A 24,160-nucleotide genomic window follows, 5' to 3' on the forward strand; every position below is an offset into this window, starting at 1 on the left:
GTTCGAAGAGCGCAACAGGCATGGGCTGAAATCGCCCATGCGGTCTGGACGGGGTCGCTAACCCCTCCACCCGTCGGGGGCCTAGCTACCGGAGCGGGTTAAAACCCCGCCAATCCCGGCGATGCTCCCGAATAACGGCTGCGCGGAGCGTTCGTCTTCGTCGAAACGGTAATTTTCAAACTCACATCCGGGCGAGGCCCGGACGCTCCGCAGCCCTTCCCATCCCTTCAGCGGGTTTCCGCGTGAGGTCGCGGACACTTGTCCCCTTTTGACCGGCCGTTAAGCCGCAACCGCTAGGCTCCCCGCCCATGAGCACCGCCCCCCGCGCATCCGCCGGCGTCACGCCCGAGCAACTGGCCACCCTGAGCCATGAATTCCGCACGCCGCTCAATGGCGTGCTGGGCATGGCGCGGCTGCTGGAGGGCACGCGGCTGACGGCCGAGCAACGCTCCTATGTCACTGCCTTGCGCGAAAGCGGCGACCACCTGCTGTCGCTGGTCAATGACGTGCTGGACTTCGCCAGGCTGGGGGCCACGGCGATCGACCTGACCCCGGCCCCGGTGGATATCGAGGGCCTGCTGCGTCAGGTGGCCGAACTGATGAGCCCCCGGGCCCATGAGAAGGGCGTCGAGATCGCCTGGGCCGTGTCGCCGGGCCTGCCGACCGTCCTGGCCGACGAGGGCCGCCTGCGGCAGGTGCTGCTGAACTATGCCGGCAACGCCATCAAGTTCACCGAAATCGGCGGCGTGCTGCTGACCGCCGGCGTGACCCCCGAAGGCCGGGTGCGCTTCTCGGTGGCCGACACCGGGCCCGGCGTCGCGCCAGAGGCCCGCGCCAAGATCTTCGAGGCCTTCGTCCAGACCGACGCCAGCCACCGCACCCAACTGGGCGGAGCGGGGCTGGGCCTGGCCATCGTCACCCGCCTGGCCCGCGCCATGGACGGCGAGGCCGGGGTCGGCGGCGAGGTCGGCCAGGGCGCCGACTTCTGGTTCGAGGCCCCGTTCGAAGCCGTCCCCGGGCCGGCCCGCGACCTGCCCCTGGCCGGCCGCGTCGTGGCCGTGGCCTCGCCCAACCGCATCGTCCGCGTCGCCACCGCCCGCCAGATCGAGGCGGCCGGCGGTCGGGCCATCGTCGCCGTCGACATGGCCACGGCCCTCGCCGCCGCCCCGGCCGACGCCGTGCTGCTGATCGACGCCGCCCTGTCCGGACCGCGCGGCGCCCTGAAACCTCCGGCGGATCGCCGCGCCGTGGTGCTGCTGACTCCTGAGCAGCGCGATCGTATCGACCGGCTGAAGGCGGCCGGGTTCAGCGGCTATCTGATCAAGCCCCTGCGCGCCGCCTCGATCGTCGCCCAGGTGCTGCAGGCCGGCGATCGGCTTCCAGAGGGCCAGAGCCCCGCCACCCCCGCCGCCGAGCGCCATGCCGAGGACGACCGCATCGCCGTGGCCGCCGCGCCGGGCGTGCGGGTTCTGCTGGCCGAGGACAATCCGATCAACGCCCTGCTGGCCCGCACCCTGCTGGAGCGCGAAGGCTGCAAGGTCGATCGCGTGGCCGGCGGCGACCAGGCCGTCGCGGCCCTGTCCAGCAACAGCTATGACCTGATCCTGATGGACCTGCGCATGCCGGGCCTGAACGGCGCCGACGCCACCCGGGCCCTGCGCGCCCAGGGGATCACCGCCCCGATCGTGGCCCTGACCGCCGACGCCTTCGACGAGGACCGCCGCGCCTGCCTGGCGGCCGGCATGGACGACTTCCTGGTCAAGCCCCTGACCCACGCCGCCCTGCGCGACGTCCTGACCCGCTGGACCAGCGGCGCAACCCGCCCCCAGGGCCGCCCCGCCGGCTGGACGAAACCCGCGACGCGCGCCAAGGTCGCCGGCTGATACGGGGCCTTCCCCGTCTGGGGACGCCGCATGACTGACCAGCCCGCCAAAGCGCCGCAGAAGAAGACCCTTCTGCAGACCCTGGCCTTCTTCGGCGAGCGCCGCAGCCTGGTGATGCTGGGCCTGGGGTTCGCCTCGGGCCTGCCCTTCATGCTGATCTTCGACACCCTGTCGCTGTGGCTGCGCGATGCAGGCCTGTCCCTGGCGGTGATCGGCTTTTTCAGCCTGGCCACCCTGTCCTTCTCGTTCAAGTTCCTGTGGGCGCCGCTGATCGACCGCACCAAGGTGCCGGTGCTGCATCGGCTTCTGGGCCACAGGCGAGCCTGGATCCTGGTCTTCCAGACCGCCATGATCCTGGGCCTCTGGACCATTTCGACCCTCAATCCGGCCTCCCAACTCGCAGCCCTCGCCGCCGCCGCCGTCGCCGTGGGCTTCGCGACGGCGTCGCATGACGTCGTGATCGACGCCTGGCGGATCGAAATCGCCGACAAGGAAGAACAGGGCCCAATGGTGGTGGCCTATCAGTGGGGCTACCGGGTTGCGATGATCGCGGCCGGGGCCGGTCCGCTGCTGCTGGCCGAGCGGTTCGGCTGGAACTTCTCCTACGCCGTCATGGGCTTTGTGGTCGGCGTCGGCGTCCTGGCCACCCTGTGCGCCCCGCGTGAGGTCGAGCACATTGTCCGGCCAATCCCGACGGACGGCGTCAATCAGCCCCGCAGCCTTGAGATCCTGGAATGGATCCTGCGTCTGGGCATCCTGGTCATCGGCGCCCTGGCCCTGGGCTCGGGCCTGTCGGGCGATGCGTCCCTGCTCTCGAAGCTGGTCGGCGGCGAGGCCCTGGCCGAGGCCTGGAAGGCCAAGCCCAACAGCGTCTGGCTGCAATTGCTGGGCGTGCTGGCAGGCCTGGCGATCGTGGTGGTGGCGGCCTGGCCGATCCCCAGAGTGCGCACCAAGCCCGGCGTCTACATGTCGGCGGCGTTCGGCGAACCCCTGATCGATTTCACCAAGCGGTTCAAGGGCGTGGCCGGCCTGATCCTGGCGGCCATCTGCGTCTACCGGGTGTCGGACTTCGTGCTCAACATCATGAACCCGTTCTATCGCGACATGGGCTTCACGCTCACCGAGATCGCCGAGATCCGCAAGGTGTTCGGCATCATCGCCTCGATGATCGGGGTGTTCATGGGCGGGGTGATCGTGGCGCGGCTGGGTCTGATGAAGGCCCTGGTGATCGGCGCCTTCGCCCAGCCGATCAGCAACCTGTTCTTCGCCTGGCTGGCCATGAGCGGCCACAATGTGCCGGTGCTGTTCTGGGCGATCTGTATCGACAACCTGGCCGGGGGCGTCGCCGGCACGGCCCTGATCGCCTACATGTCCAGCCTGACCACGGCGGGCTTCACGGCCACGCAATATGCGCTGTTCTCGTCGCTGTACGCCCTGCCCGGCAAGCTGATCGCCTCGCAGTCGGGACGCATCGTCGAGGCCTCGGCGATCGCCGCCGAGAAGGGCGGGCCGATCGGCGCCCTGAAGGGCCTGTTCACCCGCCTGCCGCCGGAAAGCTTCACCGCCGCCGGCGCCAAGCTGGGGGTCAGCGCCCCGGCCATGGCGGCGGGCTATACGGCCTTCTTCCTCTACACCGCCGTGATCGGCGTGGTGGCGATCGTGCTGTCGTTCATGGTGGCGGCGAAGCAGGGGGATATCGACCGGAAGGCGGCGGAAGCCGTGGCGGGCTGAAAGTCCTCCCCTGAAGGGGGAGGATGTTGCGATCAAACCCCCAGGCACACCACCTGGGCCACGCGCAGGTCGCGGCGCAGGCCGTCGGCGACGCGGCCATAGTTCTCGGTGGTGATCGCCTCGCCCATGGCGCTGTCGGCGCCCGAGCGGCGACGCGGGCCCAGCAGGGTTTTCAAGGTCTCGGGAGCCGTGGTGTAGATGCGACCGCGCCGCGGACTCTCGGCCACGGTGACGCCGATCACCCGACCCGCGCTGTCCAGGGCCGGCGCGCCCGACAGCCCCGCCAGGGTGCCCTTCAGCGTGTCGGTTCGCCCCACCTCGGCCCAGACCAGCACCGGTTCGGTGCGCGCGCCGCGACCATGGACGACCAGGTTCTCGCGGCCCAGAAGGCGCGAGGCGGCCTCGCCGGGATGGCCCTGGGGGAAACCGGGGTGATAGGCGCGGGCCCCGCGACGCAGGGGTTCGCTGAGACCCAGCGGCACGGCCGGCGCGCCGCCCTCGGTGGTCAGGATGGCGGCGTCGGCGCGGGGGTCGATGGTGATCCTGGCCGCGACGCCGCGACCGTCGGCGACGACGATGGCGGCCGACTTGCAGCCGTCCACCACATGGCGGGCGGTCAGCCAGACGCCGTCATCGCCCACCGAAAAGGCGGTGCCCGAGCCGGGCTCGGGCGTGGAGGGCACCTGGACGACGATGGACGGATCAAACGGCGAGGCCGGCCCCAGCGGCAGGCCTTCCTCGCCGGGGATCGGCGGCGGCGGGGCCGGGGCGTCCGAGCGCTCCTGGCGGCCGACCGCAACGATCAGCAGGGCGCTGACGGCGGCGCCATAGACCAGCCAGTCGGGAAGCTTGGGGAAATTCACGCGCCCGGGCCCTCGTCCTGGCCGATCAGCCCGCCACGGCGGCGGCGAGGATCAGGGCGGTGGCGATCTTGGCGCCCACCAGCAGGGCGGCGGCGGCCACCTCGCCCTCATGGATGCGCTCGGGCAGGCCCTGCAGCACCATGTCGGTGATGCGGAAGACCAGGAGCTGCACGGCGATGGTGGCCGCGCCCCAGATGACGATCTCGATCACCGAGGTCGAGGCCATCAGCGACACCGCCAGCGGAATGGCCAGCCCCACCATCACCCCGCCCAGCGACAGGGCGGCGGCCGAATTGCCCTCGCGGATCAGCTTGATCTCGCGGTGCGGGGTCAGCATGGCGTAGAGCGCCGTGCCGACGATCAGCATGAACAGGGTCACCCCGGCATGCAGCAGGGTGACGGGGAAGCCCGTGGCGAAGGCCTGGACTTCGGGCGACTGAAGCTGGGACGGCATGAACGCGAGACATCCTTGGAACGGAGGTCCGATCACTAACACGGGTTTGTAGGGCTTGCGTAGTGGGGGCTTGGCGGCCAGCGCCATGCGTCCTTCGAGGCTCGCCTTCGGCTCGCACCTCAGGATGAGGACGGTTTTGAATCCCTCATCCTGAGGCGCCCGCGTAGCGGGCCTCGAAGGACGCACGGTTCGAACCGCCTACCGTCTTCGCCGCGCCACATGGCGGGCCTAAGCCCAACGGACCAAACAGGACGAGCCGCCTCCTCACGCCGCCTCGTCGTCCTCGTCATCCAGCACCCCAGCCATCGCCGCCATCGACAGCTGGCGCAGGGCGCTGGCGCGGACCTTTTCGCTCTCGCTCTTCAGCTGGCCGCAGGCGGCGAGGATGTCGCGGCCGCGTGGCGTGCGGATCGGCGAGGAATAGCCGGCCTTGTTGAGGATCGCGCCGAAGGCCTCGATCGTCGCCCAGTCGGAGCACTGATAGTCGCTGCCCGGCCAGGGATTGAACGGGATCAGATTGACCTTGGCCGGGATGCCCTTGATCAGCTTGACCAGGGCGCGGGCCTCGTCAGGGCTGTCATTGATCCCCTTGAGCATGACGTATTCGAACGTCACCCGGCGCGCATTGCTGACGCCCGGATAGGCGCGGACGCCCGCCATCAGCTGGTCCAGCGGATATTTCTTGTTCAGCGGCACCAGCACGTCGCGCAGGGCGTCGTGGGTGGCGTGCAGGCTGATGGCCAGCATCGCCTGGGTCTTCTCGCCCAGGGCCTGGAGCTGCGGCACGACGCCCGAGGTCGAGACGGTGATGCGGCGACGCGAGATGGCGATGCCTTCATTGTCGCTGATGATCTCGATGGCGTCGGCCACCGAGCCCATATTGTAGAGCGGCTCGCCCATGCCCATGAACACGATGTTGCTGAGCAGGCGGTCGTCCTTGTCGGACGGCCATTCGGCCAGGTCGTCCTTGGCCACCTGAACCTGGGCCACGATCTCGGCGGCGGTCAGGTTGCGCACCAGGGCCTGGGTGCCGGTGTGGCAGAAGCTGCAGTTCAGCGTGCAACCCACCTGGCTGGAGACGCACAGGGCCCCCGCGCGTCCAACGGACGGGATATAGACCGCCTCGACCTCGATGCCGGGGGCCATGCGGATCAGCCACTTGCGGGTGCCGTCCTTGGAGACCTGACGCTCGACGATTTCCGGGCGGGCGATCGTGAACACCTCGGCCAAACGGGCGCGGGTTTCCTTGGCCACGTCCGTCATCATGGCGAAATCGGTGACGCCGCGATGGTGGATCCAGCGGAACACCTGGGTGGCCCGCATCTTGGCCTTGCCGTGCTCGGCGACGCCCGACTCGGTCAGGGCGGCGATCATCTGCGGCCGGGTCAGGCCCGACAGGTTGATCAGCGGCTTGGGAGCAGGCGCTGCGCCGGAGACGCGCGACAGATCAAGGGTGACGCTCAAGGGGCGGTCCGGGGTCGGGAGGATTTGCTGGGTCAAGGGCGGCATATAGCACTTGGCGGGGGTTTTTCCAAAAACGCTCATGGACTCGCCCCCTCCGCGCCTTCGGCGCTCCTCCCCCGGAGGGGGAAGATGATCCCGTCTTCCCCCTCCGGGGGAGGACGGCTGCGCAGCAGCCAGGAGGGGGCAAGTGGTCGCCACACTTCCACTAGACACCCTCACCCCACAGGCCCATATCCGACCCATGCGCTCGCACGACGCCGATGTGATCATCGCCGGAGCCGGCATGGCCGGGTCCACCCTGGCGCTTGCCCTGGCCTCGGGCGGCCTGAGGCCGCTGCTGCTGGATCCCCAGCCCTTCGACGCCCAGCTGGCCCCGACCTTTGACGGGCGCTCCTCGGCCATCGCCTATTCCAGCTTTCGCCAGTGGCGCACGATCGGCGCGGGCGAGGCGCTGGAGCCCCACGCCCAGCGCATCGAGCAGATCCTGGTCACCGACGGCCGCACGCCCGGCGCCGCCGCGCGCGGCGCTTCGCCGGCCTTTTTGCGTTTCGACTCCAGCGAGATCGCCGACCGCTCGGACGGCGAGCCCCTGGGCTATCTGATCGAGAACCGCCAGATCCGAGCCGCCCTCTCCCAGGCGGTGACCGACAAGGCCCTTCCGGTGATCGCGCCGATGGCCGCCAGAGGCCTCGAGGTCGACGCCGGCGGCGCGCGAATGACCCTGGCCGACGGCCGGGTGCTGACAGCGCCCCTGGCGGTCAGCGCCGAAGGCCGCGGCTCGGTCCTGCGCAAGGCGGCCGGGATCGGCGATATCGGCTGGGGCTATGGCCAGAGCGGCGTCGTGGCCACCGTCAAGATGCAGCGACCGCACGAGGGCGTGGCCCACGAATATTTCCTGCCCAGCGGCCCGTTCGCCATCCTGCCCCTGACCGGCAACCGCGCCAGCCTGGTCTGGACCGAAAGCACCGTCCGCGCCGAGGCCCTGCGCGGCGCGCGGCCCGAGGCCTTCCACGCCCACCTGATGCGGCGGTTCGGCGAGTTCCTGGGCGATGTCGAGATCGTCGGGCCGATCTTCGTCTATCCGCTGTCGCTGTCCCTGGCCGAGCGCATGGTCGCCCCGCGCCTGGCCCTGATCGGCGACGCGGCCCACGGCGTGCACCCGATCGCCGGACAGGGCCTGAATCTGGGCCTGAAGGACGCGGCGGCCCTGGCCGAAGTGCTGGTCGAGGCGATGCGCGGCGGCGAGGACATCGGCAGCGACGTCGTGCTGGAACGCTATGCCCGCTGGCGGCGGTTCGACACCGTGACCAACGCCCTGGCCTTTGACGGCTTCGTGCGCTTGTTCTCCAACGACAATCCCATCCTGCGCGCGGTGCGGGGGATCGGCCTGGCGGCGGTCAACCGCATCGCCCCGGCCCGGCGGTTCTTCATGCACGAGGCCGGCGGCGCGGTCGGCGACCTGCCCCGGCTGCTGCGCGGTCAGGCGATCTGAAGGCTGGGCAGCCTCACAGGGAAGAGACCGGCGCATGATCACCGTTTGGGGCGGACAGACTTCGCGATCGATCCGTGTCGTCTGGGTGCTCGAGGAGATGGGCCTTCCCTACCGTGTGCGGCAGGTGGACATGCTGGCCGCCGAGCAGGACCCTCAGTTCCTGGCGGTCAATCCCGCCGACTACATCCCGGCGATCCAGGACGGCGACGTCGCCATGGTCGAGTCGATCGCGATCATGGAGTACCTGATGGCCCGCTACGGGCCGACGCCGCTGGCGCCCGCGCCGCACGATCCGACCTTTCCCGCCTATCAGCAGTTTCTGCACCTGGGCGAAGCCGGCCTGGCGACCCTGATGATGCCCGTCATTGTCAGCCGCTTCATCGCGCCCGAGGCCGAGCGGGAGAACTGGGGCGCGACCTGGTGTCTGAAGGCGTTCCAGAAGCGGCTCAAGCTGGTCAGCCGACAGCTTGCGCGTTCGCCTTACCTCGCCGGCGAGGCTTTCACAGCCGCCGACATCTCGGTGACCTACGCTCTGACCCTGGGTCAGCGGACCTGCGGCGTCATCCTCGGCGACGCCGAACAGGCCTACCTCGCCCGCACCACCGGCCGCGACGCCTACAAGCGCGCCCTGGAGCGTTCGCACGAAGGGGTGGCCCCCTAATCCCCGCCTGCCTCCGCAGGAGACCGACGGCTGGGGTCAGGCCTCAAACGACACGTCGGCTTCTGCGCCGCCCTATTCGCCGTCGTCCAGCGCGCGGGCCTCTTCCGGCAGCATGATCGGCACGCCGTCGCGGATCGGATAGGCCAGCTTGGCCGCGCGGCTGACCAGCTCGCCGCGGGCGCGGTTATAGTCGAGCGGCGCGCGGGTGACCGGACAGACCAGCACCTCCAGAAGACGCGGATCAATGTCGACGGGCGGCGGCGTGGGTGTGGCGGTCATGGCAGCTTCTGTAACGTCGGCGGGCTCTACTGGATAGAGGGCGGCTCGTCATCGTCGCCGACCGCGGCGTCGATCTCGAGCAGGGCCACCAGGGTTTCGCGCCGGTCGGCCATGGTGGGGGCCTCCAGCAGGGCCTGCTTTTCCATCGGCTCGAACGGCAGGGCCATGGACAGGCTGTTGATCAGGGCGTCCGAGGGGGCGGTTTCGGCGCTGGTCCAGTCGATGGCCAGGCCCCGGTGGTCAAGATAACGGCGCAGGGCGGCCAGAAGGGTGGCGGCGGCGTTCGGCGAGGGATCCGGCTCGGACTCCTCATGCAGATCGGCCTCGAAGGCGGAAAAATCGGCGCGAACCTGACGATAGGGCGACATCACTGAAAGCTCAGCCCCGACCCGGAACCGGCACACTCCGGTCAGGGTGACCAGATAGCGGCCGTCGCCGGTCTCGGCGAAGCTGGTCACCCGGCCCGCGCAGCCGATCGGGGCCAGGGTCGGGTGATGCGCATCCTGGTCATGGGCGTCCTGGCCCCGGGTCTGGATCATGCCGATGATCCGCTCGCCCGACATGGCGTCGTCGAACATGTTGAGATAGCGCGGCTCGAAGATGTTCAGCGGCAGCTGGCCGCCCGGAAGCAGCAGCACCCCGTCCAGCGGGAACACCGGAATCACCAGCGGCAGGTCGCTCAGCTTTCGAAAGACAGCCGACATGGAGACTCCTAGCTGAAAAGAAGGGTCGATAGTCGTTTGCGGCCGGTCTTGGCGACGTCCGACATGGCGCCGGCCGCCTCGAACACGGTCAGCAGCTGCTTGCGCGCCGCGTCGTCGTTCCAGGTTCGGTCGCGCTCAATGATCGCCAGCAGATGATCGGCGGCCGCCTGAAACTGACCCGCCCCGGCCAGGGCCTTGGCCAGGTCGAACCGGGCCTCATGATCCTCGGGATCGGCGGCCAGGCGCTGCTCGAAGGGCGCGGTCTCGGACGGGGCGTCGGCGGCCAGGGCCAGGGCGGCGCGCACGCTTTCGAGGTCGGGATCTTTGGCGTTGGCCGGGGCCATGTCCGCCACTTCGGCCGCATGCTCCAGGTCGCCGCTGTCGAGATAGCAGCGGGCCATGCCGCCGATGGCCTTCAGGTTGGTCGGGTCCATCTGCAGGGCCTGGGCATACGCCTGGGCCGCGCCGCCGATGTCGCCCAGGTCCCGCGAGTCCTGGGCCAGGGCCAGCAGGGCGTCGAGGTCGCTTTGGGCCGGCGGGCCGGAGATGCGGGCGATGAAGGCCTTGATCTCGCTCTCGGGCACCGCGCCCTGGAAGCCGTCGACCGGCTGACCGTTGACGAAGGCATAGACGGTGGGGATCGACTGCACGCGCAGCTGGCCCGAATAGCCGGGGTTCTTGTCGACATCGATCTTGACCAGCTTGACCGCGCCGCCAGCGGCCGTGACCGCCTTTTCCAGCGCCGGGGTCAGCGTACGGCAGGGGCCGCACCAGGTGGCCCAGAAGTCGACGATCACCGGCTGGGTCTTGGAGGCCTCGATCACGTCAGCCATGAAGCTGGCGTCCGTGCCGTCCTTGATGTGTTCGCTTTTGCCGCCAGCGGTCACGGGAGCGGGTTTTGCGCCGATCAGGTTCATCGAAAGTCTCTCATACGGGTCTTAACGCGGTGACTGGCAAGATGGTCCCTGGAGGCGACAACCGCAATCGCGGGTTCGCCTAAGAAGCGACCGTCATCGTCGCAAAATCGACGATCATCGGTGTGATCCCCAGGGCGGCGAGGAAGGCCCGCAAGCCCTGCTGGCTCACCGCCGTGGTGGCGGTGTTGCTCAAGGGATGGAAATTGACCGGATCGGCCCTGGCCAGGGCCGCGTCGAGCACGAACCGCACGCGATGCTCGACATCGTTGATCAGGCCGAACGCCGTCACCGAGCCCGGCGTCACGCCCAGGGTCTCGACCATCATCGCCTCGGGCCCGAACGACAGCCGGGCCGAGCCGATCACCGTATGCAGACGCTTGAGATCAATCACCGTCTCGCCCAGGGCCGAGATCAGCCACAACTGACCCTTGGCGTCCTTCAGGAACAGGTTCTTGGTGTGGCCGCCGGGCATGGCCGCCTTGATCTCCAGCCCCTCCTCCACCCGGAACACCGGCGGATGGTCAAGAGTGGAATGGGCGACGCCGTGGGCGTCGAGAAAGGCGAACAGGTCGGCGCGGGTCTTCATGGTCGCTTCCTAGCCGAGGCTTGGCGTTCGGGAAACTGGACGGCGTCGCCCCGCGAGCGGTAAGCAGGAGACAGGGATCAAGGAAAGAGACGAGTACGGCATGGAACTGGAGTGCTACCCCACCGAGAACCGTCCGCCCGAGATCGTGCCGGGCCGCCCGCAGCGGGCGTGGATGGATCACTTCGCCGACCGCCATCCGTATCGCTGCCTGCCCCTGTCGATGGCCAACACCTCGGGCTGGGAGATCCTGTGCCCGGTCGGCTTCTCGATGACCTGGGACGGCGGCGCGCACCAGGACTGCATCAAGTTCCAGCCCGACCATCCCTATCCGGGCTTCGGCGACTTCGTGAAGTCGCACTTCTCGCGCGGCACCGTCACCTTCCACACCGGCTATCTGTTCCGCACCCCGCCCGGCTGGTCGACCTGGACCATGGGTCCGCCCAACCACATCAAGGACGGCATCCAGCCCCTGAGCGGCCTGGTCGAGACCGACTGGCTGCCCTTCCCCTTCACGATGAACTGGCTGTTCACCCGCCCCGGCACGGTGCGCTTCGAAAAGGGCGAGCCATTCTGTTTCATCATGCTGGTGCAGGACAAGGCAATGGACAATGTCCAGCCGGTGATCCGCTCGATGAACTCCAACACCGACCTGCGCCGCCAGTACGACGTCTGGGCCGAGAAGCGCACCGAGTTCAACAGCCTGATCTTCAAGCGCGACCCGGAGGCCACCAAGGAGGCCTGGCAGCGCTTCTACTTCAAGGGCGAATATCCCGAGGAAGTCGCCGCCGAAGCCCCGTCGCACCACGTCAACAAGCGCCGGCTGAAGGCCCCGAAACTGGGGTGAAGCGCGTCCTGTTCGTCTGCGGCAAGAACCGGCTGCGCAGCGCCACGGCCGAGCAGGTCTTCGCCGCCTTCGATGTGCTGGAAGGCAAGGCCGTCGGCCGCCGAATGTGGCGCCATCGACATCAGGAGTTCATCTGCGGCCAGCTGGCTCAATGCCGTCGAAGGCTTCTTCGCCATCCTCACCAAACGCCGCCTCAAACGCGCCGCCTTCAAGGGCGTCGTCGATCTCCAGGCCGCCATCAACCGCTTCGTTGTTGATCACAACCAGCAACCAAAGCCATTCGTCTGGACCGCCGCCCCAGACAAAAATCATCGCCGCCGCAGCTCGCGAGCACCAAGTGTTGGATTCAATCCACTAGAGCGACAGGACGCTTAGCCCGTCACACTTCCATTGCGCCGTCGGACCGACCAATTTGTAGGCCGTTCAGTTGGAGATTCCCGCCGCCTTAACGACTCTAGGTTGTCTAATCTTGATGGGCGTGATTACCTCTGGTTGGGGCGCTTCTGTCCCCTTTGGAGGCAACATGAATATTATCGGGAAACTGGGTGTCATGGCAGCCATCGTACTAAGTTCGGCTACCGGAGTAGCCGCGCCTTCAGCTGCCATCGCCGCCCCACCCTGGTACGCGGACACCGTCTATTACTACGGGAGCATGAGCGTAGGCTCCACCCGCTACTATTGTGACGGCAGAATTCGCAATCAAGGGGATGTCATCAACTACGACAACTCCGTTTACACAGTCTATTATGAGTGCCCCTGAAATCGCTGGCGCTCGCTGTTTCGAGGCCCGCCATTCGAGAGGATGGCGGGCTTTTCGCTGGGCCCCTAGTGGATCGACTCCAACGTTTCCCCCCGCGCTTGACGGCGGCGAGAATGGCGTCGGGTTTGGCGGTCCAGACAAGATCATCGCCGCCGCTACGCGTGGGCGCCAAACGTTGGGATCAATCCACTAGTCGCGATCCTGCAGGCCCGCGTCACGAGATTCCTGCCGCCTCATAAGTCGCCAGAGAACTCTGCTTGACAGAGTAAAGCACGCCCCTTAACTCTGAGATTCAGAGCGCTCTGAGCGCTTTCGTCGAGATCAAGCGGAGGGCCCCCTCATGGGCATGACACGCAACGAGGCGGCGGCGGCGCTGTCGGACATTGAACGGACCACCGAGCGCGGCCAGGTGCTGCGCGGCTACCGCGTGGCCGGCCCCATCCTGATGATGTGGGGCGTGATCTGGGCGGTCGGCTATGTCGCCATGGGCTTCCTGCCACAGGAACGCTGGGGCCTCATCTGGATCGCGCTGGACGTTGTGGGGATCGTGGGCAGCCTGATCCTCAGCCGCGGCGCCGGACGCGGCGGTGCGGCGGCGATGAACGGGCGGATGCTGGTCGCCATGGCGGCGATCCTGATCTTCTTCTTCTCGACCTTCGCCCTGTTCCAGGCCTCGACCGTTGAGCCCTACCTGGCTTTTCCGGGCCTTGTGACCGGACTGATCTATGTCGGCATGGGGCTGTGGAAGATGCCGCGCTACCTCTGGATTGGCGCGACCCTGATGATCGCCACCATGGTCGGCTTCCTGTTCTTCCAGCCGTGGCTGACCTTCTGGATGGCCGGCTTCGGTGGCGGCGGTCTGTTCCTGGCCGGTCTGTGGCTGAAAGACGCCTAGGATGGCCGCCCAGTCCGAAGATCTGATCCATCAACCCCTGCGGCTGAAGATCATGGCCGCCCTGCACGGCGAGCGCGACGCCGGGCCTTTGGAGTTCGCGCGCCTCAAGACGATCACCCAGGCCACCGACGGCAATCTGGGCAGCCACCTGGCGACCCTGGAAAAGGCGGGCTTCGTCGAGATCCTCAAGGATTTCGTCGGCAAGCGCCCCCGCACCCGGGTCGCCCTGTCCCAGGCCGGCAAACGCGCCTTCCTGCGCCATGTCGCCTATCTGCGCGAAGTGATCGAGGGCGTGGACGGCGGCTAGGCCCTCACCCTCCGCGCCTCGTCCCGCCCCCCCTTGCGCCCGACCGTCCACCCCGAACCGATCCGGAGACCGTCATGATGTTCAAGCGCTTCCTCGCCCCGATCGTCGTCGCCCTCGCGGCCACGGCCCTGCAAGGCCCCGCCTGGGCCGCCGACACCGACAAGCCCCAGACCTTCTGGGGAACCGAAACGGCCGAGGCCGCGGCGTTGCAAACGGCTTATGCCGCCAAACGCGGCGCCATGGGCGCGGCCTCGCGCGCCATGGTGGCGGCCTGTCACGATCGGTCGGTCGAGATCGGGCTCAACGTCCTGCGCCGCGGCGGATCGGCGGCGGACGCCTTCATCGCCGTGACCTTCGCCGACTATGTGCAAAGCCCTGGGGCCAGCAGCCTGGGCGGACCGATAGGCGCGTTGATCCATGATGCGCGGTCGGGCGAGACCCTCAGCCTCACCGCGCCGCTCAAGACCGTCGCCAGCCTCGACGGGCAGTGGACCACCGGCTCCAACGCGGTCGGCAAGCAGGTGCTGGTTCCTGGCGCGGTGGTCGGGCTGGAGGCGATGCATCGGCGCTTCGGCCGACTGCCCTGGGCCGACCTTGTAAGGCCCGCCGCCCGGCTGGCTCGCGACGGCTTCCCGGTCTCTCCCCTGTTCGCCGGGGTCACCACGGCGTTCGCGACGACGTTGCAAAATTCCGACTACGGCCGGCAAGCCTATCTGCACGCTGATGGGTCGCCCTATGCGGCGAGCGAGATCCTGCGACTGCCTGCGCTGGCCGACACCCTGGAGGCTATCGCGGTCGAGGGCGCGGCCTATGTCCAGACCGGCGCCTGGGCTCAGGCGGCCGTGGCGGCGGTGCGGGCCAAGGGCGGCGACATGACCACCGCCGATCTCGCCGACTATCGCCCCGAATGGAGCGCGCCGCTGCGGATCACCTATCGCGGCCGCGCCGTCTACGGCCTGGGCGGTCATGACAGCGGCGGCGCGCGCCTGCTGCTGGCCCTCAAGGCCTTGGAACAGGCGGACATCAAGGCCATGGGACATCCGTCGGAGTCCCTCGACAGCCTGGAAGCCATGGTGCGGATCAGCCGGGCGGTCAGCGCCGAGCCGGCCCTGAGCAGCCACGCCTTCTACGAAGACCCGAAGGGGCCCTCGACCTTGCTGGCCGGCCCGCGCGGCGCCCAGATCTGGGCCGAGACGTCGGCCAAGCGCCAACGCCCGGCGCTGCCGGCCCCTGGATCGCACAGCTATGCGATCGCCGTGGTGGATCAGCAAGGCGACGCCGTGACCGGCACCCACACGATCGAGTCCCTGCCGTTTGGAACCAACGGGATCTTTGTCGGCGGCGTGCCGCTCAACAATACCGGCCTGTTGCATCCCTACAGTCCGGACTCGGCCTATGCGACGCCGCCTGGCCACTATCTGGTCGAGCCGCTGTCGGCCGTTCTGGCCTTCGACCACGGCCGTCTGGTCCTGGCCGGCGGGGCGTTTTCGGCCGGCCTCTGGCCCGGCGACTTCCAGATGGTCTCCAGCCTGCTGGATTTCGACTGGACGCCGGAACGGGTCGCCCTGACGCCGCGCTTTGGCGGCTATGGGATCGATCTGACCAAATTGACGGCCGATCTTTCGGTCAATGTCATCGACAAGCGGGTCAAGGTCGAGGTCGTCGAAGCGATGAAGCAACGCGGCGTCGCCCTGTCCCAGGCCGGCTATGTCGACACGGGCATGCTGGTGATGATCAAGCGCGATCCGCGCACGCGGACGATGACCGGCTTCACGCCGGAAGCGCTGCCCGAGGGCCGCGCGGCCGGCTACTAAGCCGCCTTCACCGCCGAGACGATCGACTTGACCACCTTCTTGACCAGGGCCGGATCGTCGCCCTCGGCCATAATGCGGATCAGGGGTTCGGTGCCGGAGGGCCGCACGACGATGCGGCCGGCGCCGTTCAGCTGGGCCTGGCCGTCGGCGATAGCCTGCTTGACGGTCGCGGCTTCCAGAGGCTTGCCGGCTCCGGTGAAGCGGACGTTTTCGAGGAGCTGCGGCACGGGCTCGAACTGGCGGCCCAGGGCGCTCATCGGCTGGCCGGACTCGATCATCACGGCCAGAACCTGCAGGGCGGCGATCAGGCCGTCGCCGGTGGTCGAGAAGTCCGACAGGATCACATGGCCGGATTGCTCGCCGCCCAGGTTGAAGCCGCCCTCGCGCATGCGGGCCATCACGTGGCGGTCGCCGACGGCGGTGCGCTCCAGGGTCAGGCCCTGGCCCTGCAGGAAGCGCTCAAGGCCCAGATTGGACATCACCGTGGCCACCACGCCGCCGGATTTCAGGGTGCCGGCCTTGGCGTAGGCGGCGGCGATGATCGCCATGATCTGGTCGCCGTCGACCACGTTGCCCTTCTCGTCGCAGATCACCAGCCGGTCGGCGTCGCCGTCCAGGGCGATGCCGATATCGGCGCGGTACTCGCGCACCAGCTTGGCCATGGTCTCGGGATGGGTCGAGCCGCACTCGGCGTTGATATTGGTCCCGTTGGGCGCGACGCCGATCGGGAACACCTCGGCGCCCAGTTCGTACAGCGCCTCGGGCGCCACCTTGTAGGCCGCCCCATGGGCGCAATCGATGACGATGCGCAGGCCCGACAGGTTCATGTTGCGCGGGAAGGTCGCCTTGACGATCTCGATATAGCGGGCCTGGGCGTCGTCGACGCGCTTGACCCGCCCCAGGCCGCGCGGCGGGGCCAGGCCCTCCTGCAGGCCCTCGTCCATCAGGGCCTCGATCTTCAGCTCCTGATCGTCGGAGAGCTTGTAGCCGTCGGGGCCGAACAGCTTGATGCCGTTGTCGGCGAAGTCGTTGTGGCTGGCGCTGATCATCACGCCCAGATCGGCGCGCATCGAGCGGGTCATCATCGCCACGGCCGGGGTGGGCAGAGGCCCAAACAACCGGACGTCCATGCCGACGCTGGCGAAGCCGGCGACCAGGGCCGGCTCGATCATGTAGCCTGACAGGCGGGTGTCCTTGCCGATCACCACCAGATGACGGCGGTCGTCCTGAGATCGGAACAGCTTGCCGGCCGCCAGGCCCACCCGCAGGGCGACCTCAGCGGTCATCGGATGCTGGTTGGCCTGGCCGCGGATGCCGTCGGTGCCGAAATAGGCGCGCTTGCTCATGATGGTCTTCTGGTCTCGATTTGGCCGTGTTCGGAGCACGAAACGATCCGAAATGCAGATTTATGAGGGCAGGGCGTGAGCGAATGCTAAAGCCCAACCTCGAAATTCCGCGTCGGTAGCATTTAGTCTCCACCGACGCGTTCTACAAAGGATCATGGCTCATGTGCGGCATCATCGGCATCGTCGGAACCCAGCCTGTTGCGCAGCGCCTCGTCGAGAGCCTCAAGCGGCTTGAATATCGCGGCTACGATTCTGCCGGTATCGCCGCCCAGGTGAACGGCGTGCTGGAACGGCGCCGGGCGCCGGGCAAGCTGCGCGAACTGGAAAACGTGCTGGAGCGCGAACCGCTGGTCGCCCAGACCGGCATCGGCCACACCCGTTGGGCCACCCACGGCGCCCCGACCCTGCGAAACGCTCACCCGCACATCGTCGGGCGAGTGGCTGTGGTCCACAACGGGATCATCGAGAACTTCGCCGAGCTGAAGGCCGAGCTGATCGCCGCCGGCCGCGAGTTCCAGAGCGACACCGACACCGAGGTCGTGGCCCACCTGCTGGACGCCGAACTGGCCACCGGCCTGGCGCCGCTGCAAGCCTTCGAGGCCACGCTCAAGCGCCTGCGCGGCGCGTTCGCCCTGTGCATCCTGGTGGGCGGCGAGGATGAAACCATCTTGGCGGCCCGCAATGGCCCGCCCCTGGCCGTGGGCTATGGCGACGGCGAGATGTTCGTCGGCTCAGACGGCCTGGCCCTGGGCCCGTTCACCAACCGCGTCGCCTATCTGCAAGACGGTGACTATGTGCTGATCAATCACGACGAGGCCCAGATCTTCGACCAGTCCGGCGCGCCCGCCGACCGGCCGATCAAGATCGTCCCCGCCTCGGCCGTGCTGATGGAAAAGGGCAATTACCGGCACTTCATGGAGAAGGAAATCCATGACCAGCCCGAGGGCTGCCAGCGCACCATCGCCGCCTATGTCGATCCGATCGGCTCGACGGCGGCCGTGCCCGGCGGCATTGACTGGGCCGGGCTGGAGCGGATCCAGATCGTCGCCTGCGGCACCTCCTATATCGCCGGCATGATCGGCCGCTACCTGATCGAGCAGCTGGCCGACCTGCCGGTGGATGTCGAGATCGCCTCGGAGTTCCGTTACCGCCAGCCGGCCATTCGCGCGGGCGCCCTGGCGATCGCCATGTCGCAATCGGGCGAGACCGCCGACACCCTGGCGGCCCTGCGCTATTGCCAGGCCGCCGGCATGAAGAGCGCCGTGGTCGTCAACGCCACCGAATCGACCATGGCCCGCGAGGTCGACGTGGTCTGGCCGATCCATTGCGGACCCGAGATCGGGGTGGCCTCGACCAAGGCCTTCACCGCCCAGGTCAGCGTGATGATGGCCCTGGCCATCGCCGCCGCCAAGGCGCGCGGCAAGATCGACGACGCCGAGGAGCAGCGCCTGGTCAAGGTGCTGCTGGGCGCGCCGCGGCTGATCGCCGAGGCCATCGGTCTGGAAGAGGCTATCAAGGACATCGCCGTCGAGGTCGCCAAGGCCCGCGACGTGCTCTATCTGGGCCGCGGCCCGATGTCGGCCCTGGCCCTTGAAGGCGCCCTGAAGCTCAAGGAGATCAGCTATATCCACGCCGAGGGCTATGCCGCCGGCGAGCTGAAACACGGCCCGATCGCCCTGGTCGACGACCAGACACCGATCGTGATCCTCGCCCCCTATGACAGCTGGTTCGAGAAATCGGCTTCAAACATGAGCGAGGTGATGGCGCGCGGCGGACAGGTGATCTTCATCACCGACACCGAAGGCGCCAAGCACGCCCCGGCCGGCGCCAAGGTGGTGATCACCGCCCCGGCCTGCGATCCCCTGGTTTCGGCCCTGGTGATGTCGGCCCCGATCCAGCTGCTGGCCTATCATGTGGCCGTGCTGAAGGGCGCGGATGTGGATCAGCCGCGCAATCTGGCCAAGTCGGTGACGGTGGAATAGCGGCGGCTTCAAGTCCTCTCCCTGTGGGAGAGGGGGCGCCCGAAGGGCGACGGAGAGGGGATGCCATAAACACCTCGCGACTTCCCCCTCCGGCGCTTCGCGCCGCCTCGCCCTTCAGGAGGAGGACTTACTCGCCCGCCATATAATCCCGCGTCAGCGGCGCCCCGTCGCGCCGCCTGGCCAGCTGGATCTGGAACACCATGTGCCCGCCGTGGCGAAAGCCCATCTCGGCGCCGGCCAGATAGAACTCCCACATCCGCCGGAACCGGGCGTCGAACAGGGCCGGGATCTCCGGATCGGCCAGGAACCGCAGCCGCCAGTGCTTGAGCGTCTCGGCATAGTGCAGGCGCAGGATCTCGATATCGGTGATCCACAGGCCAGCATCCTCGATCGCCTTGACGATCTCCGACAGGCCCGGAATGTAGCCGCCCGGGAAGATATATTTGTTGGTGAAGGCGTTGGTCGCGCCGGGACCCGACGCCCGACCGATCGAGTGGATCACCGCCACGCCATCGTCGGCCAGCAGGCGTTTGATCGTCTGGAAATAGGTGGCGAACTGCGGCGCGCCGACATGCTCCAGCATGCCCACCGAGACGATGCGGTCGAAGGTCTCGTCCAGGTCGCGATAGTCGGTCAGGCGGAATTCGACCTGCTCCTCCAGCCCCGCCGCCGCGACCCGCTCGCGGGCCAGGGCCAGTTGCTCGGTCGACAGGGTCACGCCCGTCATCCGGGCCCCGTGATCCTTGGCCAGGGTCATCGACAGCCCGCCCCAGCCCGAGCCGATATCCAGGGTCTTCATGCCCGGCCGGATCAGCAGCTTCTTGCCGATGTGAGCCTTCTTGGCGGCCTGGGCCTCTTCCAGGCTCATCTCGGGCCGCTCGAAATAGGCGCAGCTGTACTGCAGGTCAGCGTCCAGGAACCGGCGGTAGAGATCGTTGGAAATGTCGTAGTGGCGCGCCACGTTGCGGCGCGAGGCGACGCGGTCATTCAACTGCTGCAGCCGCCGCTTGATCGCCTTGCGGGTGCGGGTCGCCCACGAGCCGCGGCCCTTGAGCCCCCGGGATCCGCCTTTGCCCACAAGCTCCAGAAGGTCCCACATCGCCCCCCGCTCGAGCACGAGGTCGCCGTCCATATAGGCCTCACCCAGACCCAGACCTGGATTGGCGACCAGCTTGCGCAGGCCCTTGGCGTTGGTCCGGATCACCACCGGCGGCCCCGTCCCGTCTCCCGCCTTCACCGTTCGACCACCCGGCAGATGCACGGTGAGGTCGCCGACCTTGATCATCTTGCGCAGGAGGGCTTCGATCATGCCGTCAGATTAAAAGCATGTGCGTGGGGAAGAAAAGCCGCGATCACGCCCCCAGCATGCCCCAGCAGATCCCGACCTGTCCGCCCCAGTACAGGAACCACACCGCCCGGGCCGTCAGGCGCGGCGAGCCAAGGAGCTTGGCGCCCTTGAACAGATCAAAGGACAGGATGGCGTCGGACGCCATGAAGGCCAGGGCCCCGACCGTCGCCGGCCAGAAGCGGGGTGGCAGCAACAGGCCGGCGATCACCATGCAGACGATGGCCACGACATAGGCGACCACGGGCAGCCGCATGGCCCCCAGCGACGACCACAAAGCGCGGAGCATCAGACCCGCCACCGCGCCGATCACCGTCGCCTCGACCCAGAAAGCCGTGTCCGGTGACGCGCCATAGGTTCCAAAGAGCGGCGTGTAGATGACATGGCCCATCAGGAAGGCCGCCAGACCCAGGGGAAGCCAGCGCTTGGGATCGCCGGCCATGAACGCGTCGCCCAGGGCGCAGACCGCCAGGGCGATGGCCAGCAGCACCCCGCCGCCCTGCAGATAGGCGATGACCGCCAGGGATCCGACGGCGCAGACCTTGATCAGGGTGCGAAGGGCGGAGGGCGGTCTTTGGCTGAAGATCAGGCCGTAGACCAGGGCGCTGGCGCCCGAAAGGGCCCAGAGCCAGGGGTCAGTCATCGCGCGACAGCTTGGCCAGGAACGCCCTGGCCGCATCCTTGTGACGGGGCTTGAGGTTCTTGCCGACGATGGCGATGACGGCGGCGATCACCGCCGCATCGTCGGTCAGGCCCAGGGCCGGCAGCATGTCGGGGATCACGTCCGTGGGCAGGACAAAATAGGCCAGGGCCGCCATCATCATGCCCTTGGCGGCCACCGGGGTGGTCGGATCCCGTGCGCACCACCAGACCGACAGCGCGTCGGCGGCGAAGGGGATGCGGGCCGCGACCTTGCGGATCTTGGGCAAGAACCCGCGCGCCACGCGCTCCTCATTGACCCGCACCGTCGCCGGAACCAGGGCCTTGGCCGGATCGAGGATCTGATTGACGTCGGGGGACGGTTTGGCGTCGGCGCTCATCGGTTTACACCCTCTTCAACAAGGATCTTAAACGCAAACCCCGAGGAAACGTCCATGAAACTCGACAACACTGTCGCCGCCGTCGTCACCGGAGGCGCTTCCGGCCTCGGCGAAGCTACCGCGCGGGCTCTCGCCGCCCAGGGCGTCAAGGTCGCCATCTTCGATATGAACGAAGCGACCGGCGAAGCCGTCGCCAAGGACATCGGCGGCGTGTTCTGCAAGGTGAACGTCACCTCCGACGCCGATGTCGACGCCGGCTTCGAAAAGGCCCGCGCCGCCCACGGCCAGGAGCGCATCCTGGTCAATTGCGCCGGCACCGGCAATGCGGCGAAGACCGCCGGCCGCGACAAGGCCACCGGCGAGACCAAGCACTTCCCGCTCGACGCCTTCGACCGGATCATCCAGATCAATCTGGTCGGCACGTTCCGCTGCATCGCCAAGTCGGCCAAGGGCATGCTGGACCTGACGCCTCTGGAAGACGGTCTGCGCGGCGCGATCGTCAACACCGCCAGCGTCGCGGCCGAGGACGGCCAGATGGGCCAGGCGGCCTATTCGGCGTCCAAGGGCGGCGTGGTCGGCATGACCCTGCCGATCGCCCGCGACCTGATGAGCGAAGGCATCCGCGTCAACTGCATCCTGCCGGGCATCTTCAACACGCCGCTGATGAATGGCGCGCCCGAAGCCGTGAAGGCCGGTCTGGCCGCCTCGGTGCCGTTCCCCAAACGCCTGGGCAATCCCGAGGAATATGCCCACCTGGCCCTGACCATGATCACCAACGACTATTTCAACGGCGAGGACGTCCGCCTGGACGGCGGCATCCGCATGGCGCCGCGCTGACAACGAAGGTGGGGGCGAGATGACTCGCCCCCACCGGACCGCTACGCGGTCGTCCGCCCCCGTAGGGGGCGGATGATCTCATCTTCCCCCTCCGGGCAGGGCTATCGCATATGGCCGAGTAGGGAGAAGAGGAAGGTGTCGTCCCAGCCGGCGCGCTTGATCTTTCCCTTTATGGAGCCCTTGTCGGGGTGCTGCCTGAGGGTGTTGAGAGCGAGTTTTCGCAGGAGGGCGAGGTTCTGGGGGGCATGGTCCTTTCGGCTTCGGGAGGCGTCTTCATCGAGGGCGACATCGAGGACCCAGTGGAGTTGGTTCTCGATGGTCCAGTGGGCTCGGGCGACCTGCAGCACCCTTTGGGGGGACAGTGGAGTCGAGAGCAGGAACCAGCGTACGATGGTATCCTGAGGCTGATCAGTTGGCTTTCGGCGGGTCTCGACGCGAGCGACAGCGGCCAGGCCAGGAAAGTCCATATCTGTCGCCGCAACGACGATGGCGGTGCGGCCCTCAAGCCGGTCGTGGGCGCGTTCAGGCCCATCGACGGCGCCGCAAGCGGCGTCGGCGGCCTGGGTCAGGACTTGAGCCTGGGCCAGCAGCTTGGGCTGGTTGGCCTTCAGCGCCAGGGCATAGTCGGCGCCAGCGTCGAGGATGGCCTGAGCGGTGTCCCTGCGGCAATGCAGGGCGTCGGCGGTGACGATGCAGCCCTGAAGATCCAACAGGGCCAGGGCCTGCTGGGCTCCCAGCACCTCGTTACGGCCCGGCGCCAGGCGCTGGCCGATGACCAGTCGAGCTTCGACGGCCCAGACATTGACCAGATGCAGTGGCGTGGCCTTGCGCCCGCGCTCATAGGCCCCGCGCAGCGCCTTGCCGTCGATGGCCACCACGCCCTTCAGAGCCCCGGCGAAGGCGGCCGTGAACTTGGCGAAGGCCGCCTCGAAGGGTTCGGGCTCAAGGTGGCGGAACACCCGACTGAAGGTGTCGTGGCTGGGCGGACCATGCTCCAGCTTCAGAACCTGACGCAGGCAATCAAGCTTGGCGCGCGCGAACAAGGCCATGTCGGTGCAGTCCTCGGCTCCGCACAGCAGCGCCGCCAGCGACACGAACATCAGCTCCAGCAGATCGTGCCGGGCATTGCCCGCCCGAGGATCTTCAACTTCCGAAAAAAAGCTCGAAAACGTCTCCACCGCGCCGTCTCCACACAACAGAAGACGCCCTTCAGAATCCGCTTCGACCTAAAAAATCGACTCCAAATCCATATGCGATAGCCCTGCCCTATGGGGGAGGAGCGCCGCAGGCGCGGAGGGGGCAAGTGATCGCCCCATCCACCCTACTTCTTGGGCGTCGGCAGAACGATGCTGGACGATAGGTTCTTCATGATCTCGCGGGCGTCGAAGGCGCGCGGGTCGCCCTCGGGCTTGGCGCCCTTGTGCAGGACGATCTCGGCGCCGGCTTCGAACTTCTCGATGGTGCGCACCTGGCTGCGATCATAAAAGAAGGGGTCCCCCCAGAAGGGGTCCCAGCTGCGCCAGCCATAGCTGGGGCCGAAATAGCGCCAGGACGGGCGCCAGTAGCCATAGGGATAGCCGTAGCCAAAGCCCGGACGGGCCATGGGGTCGGGATCGATCACGGTGCGCGCCGTGCGATCGGTGCGACGATCGGCGGTCTCAAACCAGTCATAGCCCTGCTGCACGGTCACTTCGGCCGCGCGATACAGCAGATAACGTTCGACGGTCTCGCGCGAGGTCAGGCTGTTGCCGGCAAAGCTGACGCGATAGCGGTCGGCCTCAAGACGGATCTCGGAAAAACCGCCCGTGACCGCGCCGGACGTGGTCTTGGGTTGGTAGGGGGTCGCCGTCGCGCAGGCCGAGAGCCCGGCCGCGAGGACCAGAGCCGCGACGAGGGCGGTTTTCTTGAGGGACATCTCTGACGCTCCTTGGGGCATGTCGTTTGCCTAGATCTTAA

Annotated in this window: 23 protein-coding genes and 1 pseudogene; 11 read left to right on the top strand and 13 right to left on the bottom strand. The window is 67.8% G+C overall.

The genetic code is table 11. From position 1 onward, the window contains the following. Positions 1-308: 308 nt before the first annotated feature. Positions 309-1,883: a response regulator gene (locus ACW18B_RS01990; protein ID WP_492049175.1), complete on the top strand. Its 1,575-nt coding sequence runs from the start codon at positions 309-311 to the stop codon at positions 1,881-1,883. 30 nt (positions 1,884-1,913) lie between these two features. Next, positions 1,914-3,614: an AmpG family muropeptide MFS transporter gene (locus tag ACW18B_RS01995; protein WP_492049176.1), complete on the top strand. Its 1,701-nt coding sequence runs from the start codon at positions 1,914-1,916 to the stop codon at positions 3,612-3,614. Positions 3,615-3,646: 32 nt separating this feature from the next. Here the strand turns inward: ACW18B_RS01995 and ACW18B_RS02000 are convergent, their stop codons facing one another. From ACW18B_RS02000 to rlmN, 3 genes are all read right to left on the bottom strand, one after another. Beyond that, on the bottom strand, positions 3,647-4,477 hold the full coding sequence (locus ACW18B_RS02000; RefSeq protein ID WP_492049177.1) for a S1 family peptidase: 831 nt from the start codon (positions 4,475-4,477) through the stop codon (positions 3,647-3,649). Positions 4,478-4,502: 25 nt separating this feature from the next. After that, a complete protein-coding gene (locus ACW18B_RS02005) occupies positions 4,503-4,931 on the bottom strand; it encodes a DUF350 domain-containing protein (RefSeq protein WP_492049178.1) in 429 nt (142 codons plus the stop codon). Positions 4,932-5,195: 264 nt separating this feature from the next. Continuing rightward, positions 5,196-6,395 (bottom strand): dual-specificity RNA methyltransferase RlmN, encoded by a 1,200-nt coding sequence (gene rlmN / locus ACW18B_RS02010; RefSeq protein ID WP_492049179.1) that lies wholly within the window; start codon positions 6,393-6,395, stop codon positions 5,196-5,198. A gap of 241 nt (positions 6,396-6,636) precedes the next feature. Here rlmN and ACW18B_RS02015 point away from each other — a divergent pair, with 241 nt between their 5' ends. Together ACW18B_RS02015 and ACW18B_RS02020 are read left to right on the top strand one after the other, a co-directional pair. Further along, complete coding sequence (locus ACW18B_RS02015; protein ID WP_492049180.1) at positions 6,637-7,887, top strand: UbiH/UbiF/VisC/COQ6 family ubiquinone biosynthesis hydroxylase; 1,251 nt, start codon at positions 6,637-6,639, stop codon at positions 7,885-7,887. A 34-nt stretch (positions 7,888-7,921) separates the two neighbouring features. Then, entirely contained in the window at positions 7,922-8,548 is a 627-nt protein-coding gene (locus tag ACW18B_RS02020) for a glutathione S-transferase family protein (protein ID WP_492049181.1), read from the top strand. Between the two features lie 72 nt (positions 8,549-8,620). On the opposite strand, the gene ACW18B_RS02025 is transcribed toward ACW18B_RS02020, so the two are convergent. The 4 genes from ACW18B_RS02025 to ACW18B_RS02040 all read right to left on the bottom strand — a co-directional run bounded on the left by ACW18B_RS02025 (position 8,621) and on the right by ACW18B_RS02040 (position 11,034). Next, a complete protein-coding gene (locus ACW18B_RS02025; protein ID WP_492049182.1) occupies positions 8,621-8,827 on the bottom strand; it encodes a Trm112 family protein in 207 nt (68 codons plus the stop codon). A 26-nt stretch (positions 8,828-8,853) separates the two neighbouring features. Beyond that, positions 8,854-9,531 carry an LON peptidase substrate-binding domain-containing protein gene (locus ACW18B_RS02030; protein ID WP_492049183.1) on the bottom strand — a complete coding sequence of 226 codons (678 nt, stop codon included), beginning with the start codon at positions 9,529-9,531 and terminating at the stop codon, positions 8,854-8,856. A gap of 8 nt (positions 9,532-9,539) precedes the next feature. Further along, entirely contained in the window at positions 9,540-10,448 is a 909-nt protein-coding gene (locus ACW18B_RS02035) for a tetratricopeptide repeat protein (RefSeq protein ID WP_492049184.1), read from the bottom strand. Positions 10,449-10,527: 79 nt separating this feature from the next. After that, entirely contained in the window at positions 10,528-11,034 is a 507-nt protein-coding gene (locus ACW18B_RS02040) for a prolyl-tRNA synthetase associated domain-containing protein (RefSeq protein ID WP_492049185.1), read from the bottom strand. Between the two features lie 100 nt (positions 11,035-11,134). On the opposite strand from ACW18B_RS02040, the gene ACW18B_RS02045 reads away from it, so the two are divergent. The 5 genes and pseudogenes from ACW18B_RS02045 (at position 11,135) to ACW18B_RS02065 (ending at position 15,654) form a co-directional block, all read left to right on the top strand. Continuing rightward, positions 11,135-11,878: a DUF6065 family protein gene (locus ACW18B_RS02045; protein WP_492049186.1), complete on the top strand. Its 744-nt coding sequence runs from the start codon at positions 11,135-11,137 to the stop codon at positions 11,876-11,878. 56 nt (positions 11,879-11,934) lie between these two features. Then, positions 11,935-12,236: pseudogene (locus ACW18B_RS02050) on the top strand (IS630 family transposase); the annotation flags it as partial. Positions 12,237-12,978: 742 nt separating this feature from the next. Next, positions 12,979-13,533 (top strand): hypothetical protein, encoded by a 555-nt coding sequence (locus ACW18B_RS02055; protein ID WP_492049187.1) that lies wholly within the window; start codon positions 12,979-12,981, stop codon positions 13,531-13,533. A gap of 1 nt (position 13,534) precedes the next feature. Beyond that, positions 13,535-13,840, top strand: a complete 306-nt coding sequence (locus tag ACW18B_RS02060) for a winged helix-turn-helix domain-containing protein (RefSeq protein WP_492049188.1) — start codon at positions 13,535-13,537, stop codon at positions 13,838-13,840. A 74-nt stretch (positions 13,841-13,914) separates the two neighbouring features. Then, positions 13,915-15,654 (top strand): gamma-glutamyltransferase, encoded by a 1,740-nt coding sequence (locus ACW18B_RS02065; RefSeq protein WP_492049189.1) that lies wholly within the window; start codon positions 13,915-13,917, stop codon positions 15,652-15,654. On the opposite strand, the gene glmM is transcribed toward ACW18B_RS02065, so the two are convergent. Then, positions 15,651-17,000, bottom strand: coding sequence for a phosphoglucosamine mutase (gene glmM / locus ACW18B_RS02070; protein WP_492049190.1), 1,350 nt, complete (start codon positions 16,998-17,000; stop codon positions 15,651-15,653). The genes ACW18B_RS02065 and glmM overlap by 4 nt on opposite strands. Positions 17,001-17,161: 161 nt before the next feature. Between glmM and glmS the strand changes: the two genes are divergently transcribed. Then, the gene (gene glmS / locus ACW18B_RS02075) at positions 17,162-18,982 is read left to right on the top strand and encodes a glutamine--fructose-6-phosphate transaminase (isomerizing) (protein ID WP_492049191.1); all 1,821 of its coding nucleotides are present in this window, start codon (positions 17,162-17,164) and stop codon (positions 18,980-18,982) included. Between the two features lie 127 nt (positions 18,983-19,109). On the opposite strand, the gene ACW18B_RS02080 is transcribed toward glmS, so the two are convergent. Genes ACW18B_RS02080 through ACW18B_RS02090 form a run of 3 tightly spaced genes read right to left on the bottom strand, consistent with a single transcriptional unit; the run spans position 19,110 to position 21,367 of the window. After that, on the bottom strand, positions 19,110-20,291 hold the full coding sequence (locus ACW18B_RS02080; protein WP_492049192.1) for a class I SAM-dependent methyltransferase: 1,182 nt from the start codon (positions 20,289-20,291) through the stop codon (positions 19,110-19,112). Positions 20,292-20,334: 43 nt separating this feature from the next. Continuing rightward, on the bottom strand, positions 20,335-20,970 hold the full coding sequence (locus ACW18B_RS02085; RefSeq protein ID WP_492049193.1) for a lysoplasmalogenase: 636 nt from the start codon (positions 20,968-20,970) through the stop codon (positions 20,335-20,337). Next, a complete protein-coding gene (locus tag ACW18B_RS02090; protein ID WP_492049194.1) occupies positions 20,963-21,367 on the bottom strand; it encodes a YkvA family protein in 405 nt (134 codons plus the stop codon). Before ACW18B_RS02090 ends, ACW18B_RS02085 begins: the two co-directional genes overlap by 8 nt. Positions 21,368-21,421: 54 nt before the next feature. Between ACW18B_RS02090 and ACW18B_RS02095 the strand changes: the two genes are divergently transcribed. Then, positions 21,422-22,204 carry an SDR family NAD(P)-dependent oxidoreductase gene (locus ACW18B_RS02095; RefSeq protein ID WP_492049195.1) on the top strand — a complete coding sequence of 261 codons (783 nt, stop codon included), beginning with the start codon at positions 21,422-21,424 and terminating at the stop codon, positions 22,202-22,204. 101 nt (positions 22,205-22,305) lie between these two features. Here the strand turns inward: ACW18B_RS02095 and ACW18B_RS02100 are convergent, their stop codons facing one another. Together ACW18B_RS02100 and ACW18B_RS02105 are read right to left on the bottom strand one after the other, a co-directional pair. Further along, complete coding sequence (locus tag ACW18B_RS02100; protein WP_492047290.1) at positions 22,306-23,382, bottom strand: ISAs1 family transposase; 1,077 nt, start codon at positions 23,380-23,382, stop codon at positions 22,306-22,308. 143 nt (positions 23,383-23,525) lie between these two features. Continuing rightward, the gene (locus ACW18B_RS02105) at positions 23,526-24,119 is read right to left on the bottom strand and encodes a CC0125/CC1285 family lipoprotein (RefSeq protein WP_492049196.1); all 594 of its coding nucleotides are present in this window, start codon (positions 24,117-24,119) and stop codon (positions 23,526-23,528) included. Between the last annotated feature and the right edge of the window lie 41 nt (positions 24,120-24,160).

This window comes from Caulobacter sp. FV2ps19 (genome assembly GCF_058681035.1).

Coding starts and splice junctions, on each gene's coding strand:
- ACW18B_RS01990 (WP_492049175.1), top strand. CDS start 309: ATGAGCACCGCCCCCCGCGCATCCGCCGGCGTCACGCCCGAGCAACTG.
- ACW18B_RS01995 (WP_492049176.1), top strand. CDS start 1,914: ATGACTGACCAGCCCGCCAAAGCGCCGCAGAAGAAGACCCTTCTGCAG.
- ACW18B_RS02005 (WP_492049178.1), bottom strand. CDS start 4,931: ATGCCGTCCCAGCTTCAGTCGCCCGAAGTCCAGGCCTTCGCCACGGGC.
- ACW18B_RS02015 (WP_492049180.1), top strand. CDS start 6,637: ATGCGCTCGCACGACGCCGATGTGATCATCGCCGGAGCCGGCATGGCC.
- ACW18B_RS02020 (WP_492049181.1), top strand. CDS start 7,922: ATGATCACCGTTTGGGGCGGACAGACTTCGCGATCGATCCGTGTCGTC.
- ACW18B_RS02025 (WP_492049182.1), bottom strand. CDS start 8,827: ATGACCGCCACACCCACGCCGCCGCCCGTCGACATTGATCCGCGTCTT.
- ACW18B_RS02030 (WP_492049183.1), bottom strand. CDS start 9,531: ATGTCGGCTGTCTTTCGAAAGCTGAGCGACCTGCCGCTGGTGATTCCG.
- ACW18B_RS02035 (WP_492049184.1), bottom strand. CDS start 10,448: ATGAACCTGATCGGCGCAAAACCCGCTCCCGTGACCGCTGGCGGCAAA.
- ACW18B_RS02040 (WP_492049185.1), bottom strand. CDS start 11,034: ATGAAGACCCGCGCCGACCTGTTCGCCTTTCTCGACGCCCACGGCGTC.
- ACW18B_RS02045 (WP_492049186.1), top strand. CDS start 11,135: ATGGAACTGGAGTGCTACCCCACCGAGAACCGTCCGCCCGAGATCGTG.
- ACW18B_RS02055 (WP_492049187.1), top strand. CDS start 12,979: ATGGGCATGACACGCAACGAGGCGGCGGCGGCGCTGTCGGACATTGAA.
- ACW18B_RS02060 (WP_492049188.1), top strand. CDS start 13,535: ATGGCCGCCCAGTCCGAAGATCTGATCCATCAACCCCTGCGGCTGAAG.
- ACW18B_RS02065 (WP_492049189.1), top strand. CDS start 13,915: ATGATGTTCAAGCGCTTCCTCGCCCCGATCGTCGTCGCCCTCGCGGCC.
- glmM (WP_492049190.1), bottom strand. CDS start 17,000: ATGAGCAAGCGCGCCTATTTCGGCACCGACGGCATCCGCGGCCAGGCC.
- glmS (WP_492049191.1), top strand. CDS start 17,162: ATGTGCGGCATCATCGGCATCGTCGGAACCCAGCCTGTTGCGCAGCGC.
- ACW18B_RS02080 (WP_492049192.1), bottom strand. CDS start 20,291: ATGATCGAAGCCCTCCTGCGCAAGATGATCAAGGTCGGCGACCTCACC.
- ACW18B_RS02085 (WP_492049193.1), bottom strand. CDS start 20,970: ATGACTGACCCCTGGCTCTGGGCCCTTTCGGGCGCCAGCGCCCTGGTC.
- ACW18B_RS02090 (WP_492049194.1), bottom strand. CDS start 21,367: ATGAGCGCCGACGCCAAACCGTCCCCCGACGTCAATCAGATCCTCGAT.
- ACW18B_RS02095 (WP_492049195.1), top strand. CDS start 21,422: ATGAAACTCGACAACACTGTCGCCGCCGTCGTCACCGGAGGCGCTTCC.
- ACW18B_RS02105 (WP_492049196.1), bottom strand. CDS start 24,119: ATGTCCCTCAAGAAAACCGCCCTCGTCGCGGCTCTGGTCCTCGCGGCC.